A 6,307-nucleotide genomic window follows, 5' to 3' on the forward strand; every position below is an offset into this window, starting at 1 on the left:
AGGGTGGAAGTTTGGCCGGCAGGGCATTGGCCGGCTCAGGAGTGAGGGGAATGGCAGCCATGGGGTACGGGGTTCGAGGCCAGCAGCTGCCGGCCCGGGACCACCAGCGCCGCCACGGCAACCGGATCGGCAGGGGGGCGCTCACCCCGCTCCACCGCCCGGTAGTGATCCGCCACCGACCAGGCGGCGGTGTGGGGATCGGCGCCAAAGCGGGGAATCAGGTGCAGGTGGAGATGGGGTGCCCCCTCGCCGAAGGCGATCGCGTACACCCGCTCGCAGCCCGTCAGCTCCCTCACAAGGGCACTGGCCCACTGCACCGCTGGCCCCCAGGCCGAGGCCTCAGCAGCCGTGAAATCAGCCGGCCCGCCAAGGTGACGCACGCTGTCAAGCAGCAGCCAGCCGGCCAGCGGCGCGGGATCGGGATGGTGGCGCAACAACCAGAGGCCACCCCGACCGATTTCGTAGGAGTCGGCGGCGCAAATCTGCCGGTGGAGATGGCAGATGGCACAGGTTTCGACCATGGCTGGGCAGGCTGCTGACGACCCAATCTCCCAGCAAGCTTGCGGCGAAGACGACGGCGCCCCTCCAGCTGAGACCGAGAAATAAGGAGAAGAGCCACCCGCCAGCAGACACTTATCTGGACCATGGGCACCAAATAGCCGCACCTCAGCCTTCTGGGGCAGCTTGTGCCTTTGCAGCCGCCTGAGCGCTCACTCCCCAAGCAGGTGACAGGCGATCCGGCGCTGTTGGGGTGATGCCCGGTGCTCCCAGAGATAAACAGCCTGCCAGGTGCCGAGCACGAGGCGGCCACGGTCGAAGCTGAGCTGCAGGCTGGTGGTGGTGAGGGCCGTGCGGATGTGGGCCGGCATGTCGTCGGGGCCCTCGTCGTCGTGCGCGTAGGGCCGCAGCTCGCCGCGGCCGCTGATCGGCCGCACCCCCTCCTGGGGCACCAGGGCCCGCAGATAGGCCGCCAGATCCTCCAGCACGCGCGGGTCAGCGTTCTCATTCACCGTGAGCGAGCAGCTGGTGTGGAGACAGACCAGGGACGCCAGCCCCTGCTGCAAGCCGCTGGCGGCGATCTCGGCGTCGAGAGCGGCGGTGATGTTGATGAAGCCTTCGCCGCGGGTGGCGAGGCTGAGCATCTGCAGGTGTTGACGCAGCACGGGCCTGCTCCGCTGGGCACCCTGCTTAGCATCGGCCCAGCCACCGCTGTTCCGATGCGGGTTCCCCTGCACAAGTCCCTACTGCTGCTTGCTCTGAGCCACGGCAGGGCCTGCCGCAATAAGTGGTGATGCCGGAAACACTTATTGCGGCACCGTCCACGGCTGCGCCAGGCCTCGCACTGCTCTACGACGGTGGCTGCCCGCTCTGCCTGCGGGAGGTGAGGTTTCTGGGGGCGCGCGATCAGCGCCTCCACGCCGCATCGCCGCGGCTCACGTTCGTCGACATCGACGCCCCGGACTACGACCCCGGCGCCCACGCTGGCATCAGCTACCGCGAGGCGATGGGGCGCATCCACGCCATCACCGCCGAGGGGCAGGTGCTGTGCGATGTGGCCGTATTCAGGGAGGCCTACAGGCTGGTCGGCCTGGGCTGGCTGTATGCCCCCACCGCCTGGCCGCTACTGGGTCCGCTGGTGGAGCAGGCCTACGCCTTCTGGGCCGGCTGGCGCCTGCGCCTCACCGGCCGGCCCAGCCTCGACCAGCTTTGCCAGCAACGCTGCCGCCTGCCCGAATGAGTCCGAGGCTCATCTTCTGGGCCATGTAGCCCGTGAACTTCATTGCAGATCGGCAGGAGTGGCCAGGATGATGGTGCCTTCGCCGACAATTCCATCAGGCCTGGGGCATATTTTGTGGTGTTGCCTACGGAAATGATGGCTACGCAGGCCAATTGGACTTTTCAAGTCTGATCAAGTCTGATTTGGCGCTATACAAGCTCTGTAAATATATATGCCCTCTGGAGCTACCCATCCCCCTGCCATCGATGCACTGGTCAATGCACTGGTCAATGCACTGGTCAATGCACTGGTCAATGCAATGGCTGGAAGGGGGCTCGCCCTTTCGCCTTAACACCCACCCATTGAACTCTTTCAGGTGTCGTTGATTCTGTACAAGCTGTACGGAATCAACTACAGTGCCAAAGTGCCTGCTTAACCGCATTGCGCGCAATCACGCTGCCTGCTGCTCCTGTTGCTGGCCGATGCGATCCCACAGGTGCCGGTAGGCGTCGGTTTGCTCCTGTGTCCAAACCTTGAATTTGGTGCGTCGGCGGGCAGCAAAAGCCAGGTCATTGTGGTTTCTGGGCACCCGGTCGGTGTCGAGCCTCAACATCTTCAATGCAGAAACCGTGATCGGATCGAGCTTTGCCATCGCGCTGCCTCCTGGCTGGTGCGTTTCGCCCACCAAAGCGTCGGATCAGGCCTGCTTCAAGTGTCTGACGCAGTTCTGCAGCATGGTCATCACATCATTTTAGGAACATATGAGGGGCCATCGGTAGGTCGCCCTCCGTAGCATCAGATCACCCGCTTGCCAGCTCCCCATGCCAGCCCGTCGCGTACTGCTTTCCCTTCTCGTTGTGATCCCTGGCTTGGCCTGGAGTTCGCCGCCAGCCCAGGCCCAGCGCCAGGTGCCCAAGATTGGCAGCATCTGCCCCCTGGGCTACGTAGACATGCTCAACGGCAAGTGCAGCACCCTCGGCCTGATGACCTACACGGTTCAACCCACCAAGGGCGAAGCCTGCCCCGAGGGCTGGATGAACGTGGGCGGCGGCTACTGCCGCAAGAAGTGAGCCCTCCAACAGACCCCACTCGCGGAAAGTTGCAGCGGGCAGTTGCAGCCAAGGGCTCAGCCCAGATCCAGGCCCAATTGCTCCATCCCGGAAGACAGGCCCCCGGAAGACATGCCCCCGGATTGGCGGCGGCTGACCCGGAGGCCCGAGCGCCGCGAGCCATGGCGCTGCTGAATCGCAGCGGCCGTAGCGGCAAATCCCTGCTGGTGGCGCAGGGCCCAGAGCCGCTCGCGGGCCGTGGCCGCCGCAGAGGCCCAGTCGACGATGGGGAGGGGATAGTTGGCGCCAAGCGCCCAGCCCAGCCGCTCCTGGGTGGCCCCATCCATCATCCAGGGTTGGTGCAGAAACACCGCCGGCACCGCCGCCAGCTCGGGCAGCCAGCGGCGAATGAACAGGCCATCGGGATCGTGATCGACGCCCTGCTTGATCGGGTTGTAGATGCGGATCGTATTGATGCCGGTGGTGCCCGACTGCATCTGGCACTGGCTCCAGTGGATTCCCGGTTCGTAATCGACGAACAGCCGGGCCAGGTGCAAACCGCTGTCGCGCCAGGGCAGCCAGAGCTGGTAGCTGGCCACCGACACCAACATGGCCCGCATGCGGAAGTTGAGCCAACCGGTGGCGATCAGGGCCCGCATGCAGGCATCCACAAAGGGCAAGCCCGTCCGCCCTGCGGCCCAGGCCGCCAGGCGCTCGTCGCTGCCCGGGCCCTCCCACTCGCGCAGGCCCGCGGTGAGGGGATGGAGCTCCTGAAACTCCAGACTCGGCTGGCTCTCCAGCTTCTGGATGAAGTGGCAGTGCCAGTGCAGGCGCTCATCGAAGCGTTGCAGGGCCCGGCGCCAGGAGACCGCCGTGAGCCCCTGGCGCCGCTGGCGATTCCCCTGCACCACCTCCCGCAGCGACAGGGTGCCCCAGCTCAGGTGGGGAGAGAGCCGCGAACAGCTGGCAAAGGCCGTGTTCGGACTCGACAGGCCGCTCTGGTAAGTGCGACTGCGCCGATCTAGAAAACTCTCCAGCAGCGCCAGCCCCTGGGGGCGCCCGCCAAGCTGGCGCCCCGGGCAGGGATCTGGCACCAGGGCGAGCTCTTCGGCGCTGGGAATGGCCCCGGGATCCAGGCCAGCTAAAGGCTCCAGGTGCAGTGGCGCCGGAGCGATCGGCTCAGCCATGCGCTCCTCCCACCGGCGCGCCCAACCCTGGCGCTGCGCCAGGCGACGGCTGACCCCGAACTGGGGGATCTCGTGCCACTCGATGGCGTGCTGCCGGGCCCAGGCCGCGACACGCAGGTCGCGGGCGTAGGTACAGCCATTGCCGGTTTCCTGATGGCTCCAGAGGCCGCCGATGCCGAACTGACGCCGGGCCCGCTCGAGCACCTGCTCCACCACACCCACCCGCACCACCAGGGGTTGGCCCAGGCGGGCCAGGGCAGAGCGCAGCTCCAGCAAGCTTTCGCGGCAGAACAGCCATTGGCGCGCCGAACTGTCGGGCTGCTGCCAGTAGTCGGGCTCCACCACATAGAGGGGCAGCAGGGCTCCGTGCCGGCTGGCCTCCAGCAGGGGGAGGTGATCTGCAGGGCGCAGATCCCGCTTGAACCACACAACCTGGAGGGGGCCCATGGGCTGGCGCAGAGGTTCGCCGCTGTACAGCATCCTCCATTTGGGTTGCTGCCGTGCAAGCCGCCGTGGGGTCCGGGGCCATGCAGGTAAGACTGGGAGCCCTGGAGCTTCCTGGCCCCTACCTGAGCAGCTAAATCAACGCCATGGGAACCCTGCTCCAACCCTTGCTGCTGATTGTCAGCCTGGCCCTGTTCCACCTGGTAGGCCCGGTGCCGCCTGAGCTGGGGGTGCACGACGGCTTCCTGTCTCCCTGTCCGTCTCCGGCCCACTGCGCCCGGGCCGACTGGGAGGTGAGCGATCCGGAAGCCGCATTCGCCCGCCTGGTGACCGTGGTGCAGGCCATACCCCGAACCACATTAGTGGAGCAAGGCGATGGCTACCTGCATGCCACCGCCAGCAGCGCCCTGTTTGGCTTTGTCGACGACCTGGAGCTCTATGCAGACCAGGCCCGGGGCCAGCTGCAGGCCAGGTCGGTATCCCGCAGCGGGGATTCAGATCTGGGGGTGAATGGTCGTCGGCTTGCGAGCCTGGACCAGGCCCTTAACCAGGCCCTTGCCCAGCCCTAATTGCTGAGCAATTCCATGCCACGCCGGTGAATTTCTCTGGCGTAGTCGGTCCAGGTGCCCTGGCCCCAGTAGCGAAAGCAGCTTGTTTGCAGCAGCAGCAGGTGCAGCAGGCACTGCTGGTAGGCCGGGGTTTGGGTCAGGGCAGGGTCGGCCGCCACCAGGGGGTCGTAATGCCTGTGGAAGCGGGCGCTCAGCTGGTTGATCGGCTCGAGCACATTGGCGTATCCCTCCACCCAGCTGAGGTTGTTGGTCCAGGAAGCCCCGGCCATTGAGAAGGAGGGCTCGGCGGCCTGGAGCTGGGCAATGGCGGCCTGGACCGCTGCTGCATCGGGCGGTTCGGTGCTGCCCTGGGGATCGAGCAGCGGCCAGAGCTTGTGCTGCTGCACCGCCTGAATCACCGGGAAGGCGGTGCTGTTCACCCCTGCCCCCTCGAGCAACTCCAGGTACTCGCTGCCATTGATCGCCACTGTTTTACTTGCCTGACCCGTTTTGCTGCCCTCAGCCGGGCTGGCGATGCGCTGGTGGGCCTGGATGAAAGCAGCAGGGAACTCGTTCATCATCACGCCACCATTTTCTCCGTCGGCGATTTGACACACCAACGCCGGAATAGTGCTGGCGCCCAGGGGCTGGCGGCCGAGGCCAAGGGCCTCGTAGCAGGGCTGCATCTGACCCACCAGCTTGGTGTCGGAGCCCTGGGTTTTGATCAGGGCGATAATGCTCACCGTGTCGCCGCTGGAGTTGCGGGCCACCAGGCGGTTGGGGATCAGGGTTTGCTCCCGACTGAGGCTGGAGCCATCGGGATTTTCAACGCTGTGCTCCTGCACCAGCAACCAGCGGTAGCCACACTCCACCAGGGCCTTGACAAGGGCATAGAGGGTGTCGGGGTGGTTGGGCAGGTGCATCTCCGGCGGCGAAAAACCCTTCACCCGTTGCAGGGCCTCGGGGCCAAAAAGGGCGGCGAAATGGTGCTGCCAGGCCAGGATCTGCAACTTGAGATCTGGGATCGGCGTGGAGGGGGCCACCGCATGGCTCCAGAAGGTGCCGAGCCACTCCACGTAGGGCTGCAGGCTCGGATCGCAGGCGAGGGTGTTAAGGGCGCTGAGGATGTCCTGGCGGCCCATCTGCTCGAAACCCCAGAGCAAATTGCCCGAATAATCGAGCATGATCCGGGGATTGCAGCCCTCGCCGATCAGCTGGGGAATAATCTCGGCAAGCCTTTTGTAGCAGTGGGCAAAGGCATCGGCGTTGTGGTTATCACCCTCGCCCGGGTGCTCAAACATGTATTGCAAATGGGAGATCAGCTCTCCGTTGGCCCCGGCTGGAATTGAGGGCTGATGCATG

8 protein-coding genes are annotated in these 6,307 nt (G+C 65.5%); 3 read left to right on the forward strand and 5 right to left on the reverse strand.

The window, feature by feature from the left end; translation table 11 throughout:
• Positions 1 to 35 precede the first annotated feature (35 nt).
• The gene (locus KBZ15_RS16170) at positions 36 to 521 is read right to left on the reverse strand and encodes an HIT family protein (RefSeq protein ID WP_255016219.1); all 486 of its coding nucleotides are present in this window, start codon (positions 519 to 521) and stop codon (positions 36 to 38) included.
• A gap of 189 nt (positions 522 to 710) precedes the next feature.
• Positions 711 to 1,163: a secondary thiamine-phosphate synthase enzyme YjbQ gene (locus tag KBZ15_RS16175; RefSeq protein ID WP_255016220.1), complete on the reverse strand. Its 453-nt coding sequence runs from the start codon at positions 1,161 to 1,163 to the stop codon at positions 711 to 713.
• A gap of 128 nt (positions 1,164 to 1,291) precedes the next feature.
• Here KBZ15_RS16175 and KBZ15_RS16180 point away from each other — a divergent pair, with 128 nt between their 5' ends.
• The gene (locus KBZ15_RS16180; protein WP_255016222.1) at positions 1,292 to 1,738 is read left to right on the forward strand and encodes a thiol-disulfide oxidoreductase DCC family protein; all 447 of its coding nucleotides are present in this window, start codon (positions 1,292 to 1,294) and stop codon (positions 1,736 to 1,738) included.
• Between the two features lie 430 nt (positions 1,739 to 2,168).
• Here the strand turns inward: KBZ15_RS16180 and KBZ15_RS16185 are convergent, their stop codons facing one another.
• On the reverse strand, positions 2,169 to 2,369 hold the full coding sequence (locus KBZ15_RS16185; RefSeq protein ID WP_255016224.1) for a hypothetical protein: 201 nt from the start codon (positions 2,367 to 2,369) through the stop codon (positions 2,169 to 2,171).
• Positions 2,370 to 2,538: 169 nt separating this feature from the next.
• Here KBZ15_RS16185 and KBZ15_RS16190 point away from each other — a divergent pair, with 169 nt between their 5' ends.
• A complete protein-coding gene (locus tag KBZ15_RS16190) occupies positions 2,539 to 2,787 on the forward strand; it encodes a hypothetical protein (protein ID WP_255016225.1) in 249 nt (82 codons plus the stop codon).
• 56 nt (positions 2,788 to 2,843) lie between these two features.
• Here KBZ15_RS16190 and KBZ15_RS16195 read toward each other — a convergent pair whose 3' ends face one another.
• Positions 2,844 to 4,400 carry a cryptochrome/deoxyribodipyrimidine photo-lyase family protein gene (locus KBZ15_RS16195; protein ID WP_255016226.1) on the reverse strand — a complete coding sequence of 519 codons (1,557 nt, stop codon included), beginning with the start codon at positions 4,398 to 4,400 and terminating at the stop codon, positions 2,844 to 2,846.
• A gap of 143 nt (positions 4,401 to 4,543) precedes the next feature.
• Between KBZ15_RS16195 and KBZ15_RS16200 the strand changes: the two genes are divergently transcribed.
• On the forward strand, positions 4,544 to 4,966 hold the full coding sequence (locus tag KBZ15_RS16200; protein ID WP_255016227.1) for a DUF1499 domain-containing protein: 423 nt from the start codon (positions 4,544 to 4,546) through the stop codon (positions 4,964 to 4,966).
• On the opposite strand, the gene KBZ15_RS16205 is transcribed toward KBZ15_RS16200, so the two are convergent.
• A partial coding sequence (locus tag KBZ15_RS16205; RefSeq protein ID WP_255016228.1) for a glycosyl hydrolase family 57 occupies positions 4,963 to 6,307 on the reverse strand: 1,345 nt, incomplete at its 5' end. The genes KBZ15_RS16200 and KBZ15_RS16205 overlap by 4 nt on opposite strands.

The sequence above is a fragment of the Cyanobium sp. BA20m-p-22 genome (assembly GCF_024346275.1).
Classification (GTDB): Bacteria; Cyanobacteriota; Cyanobacteriia; order PCC-6307; family Cyanobiaceae; genus Cyanobium_A.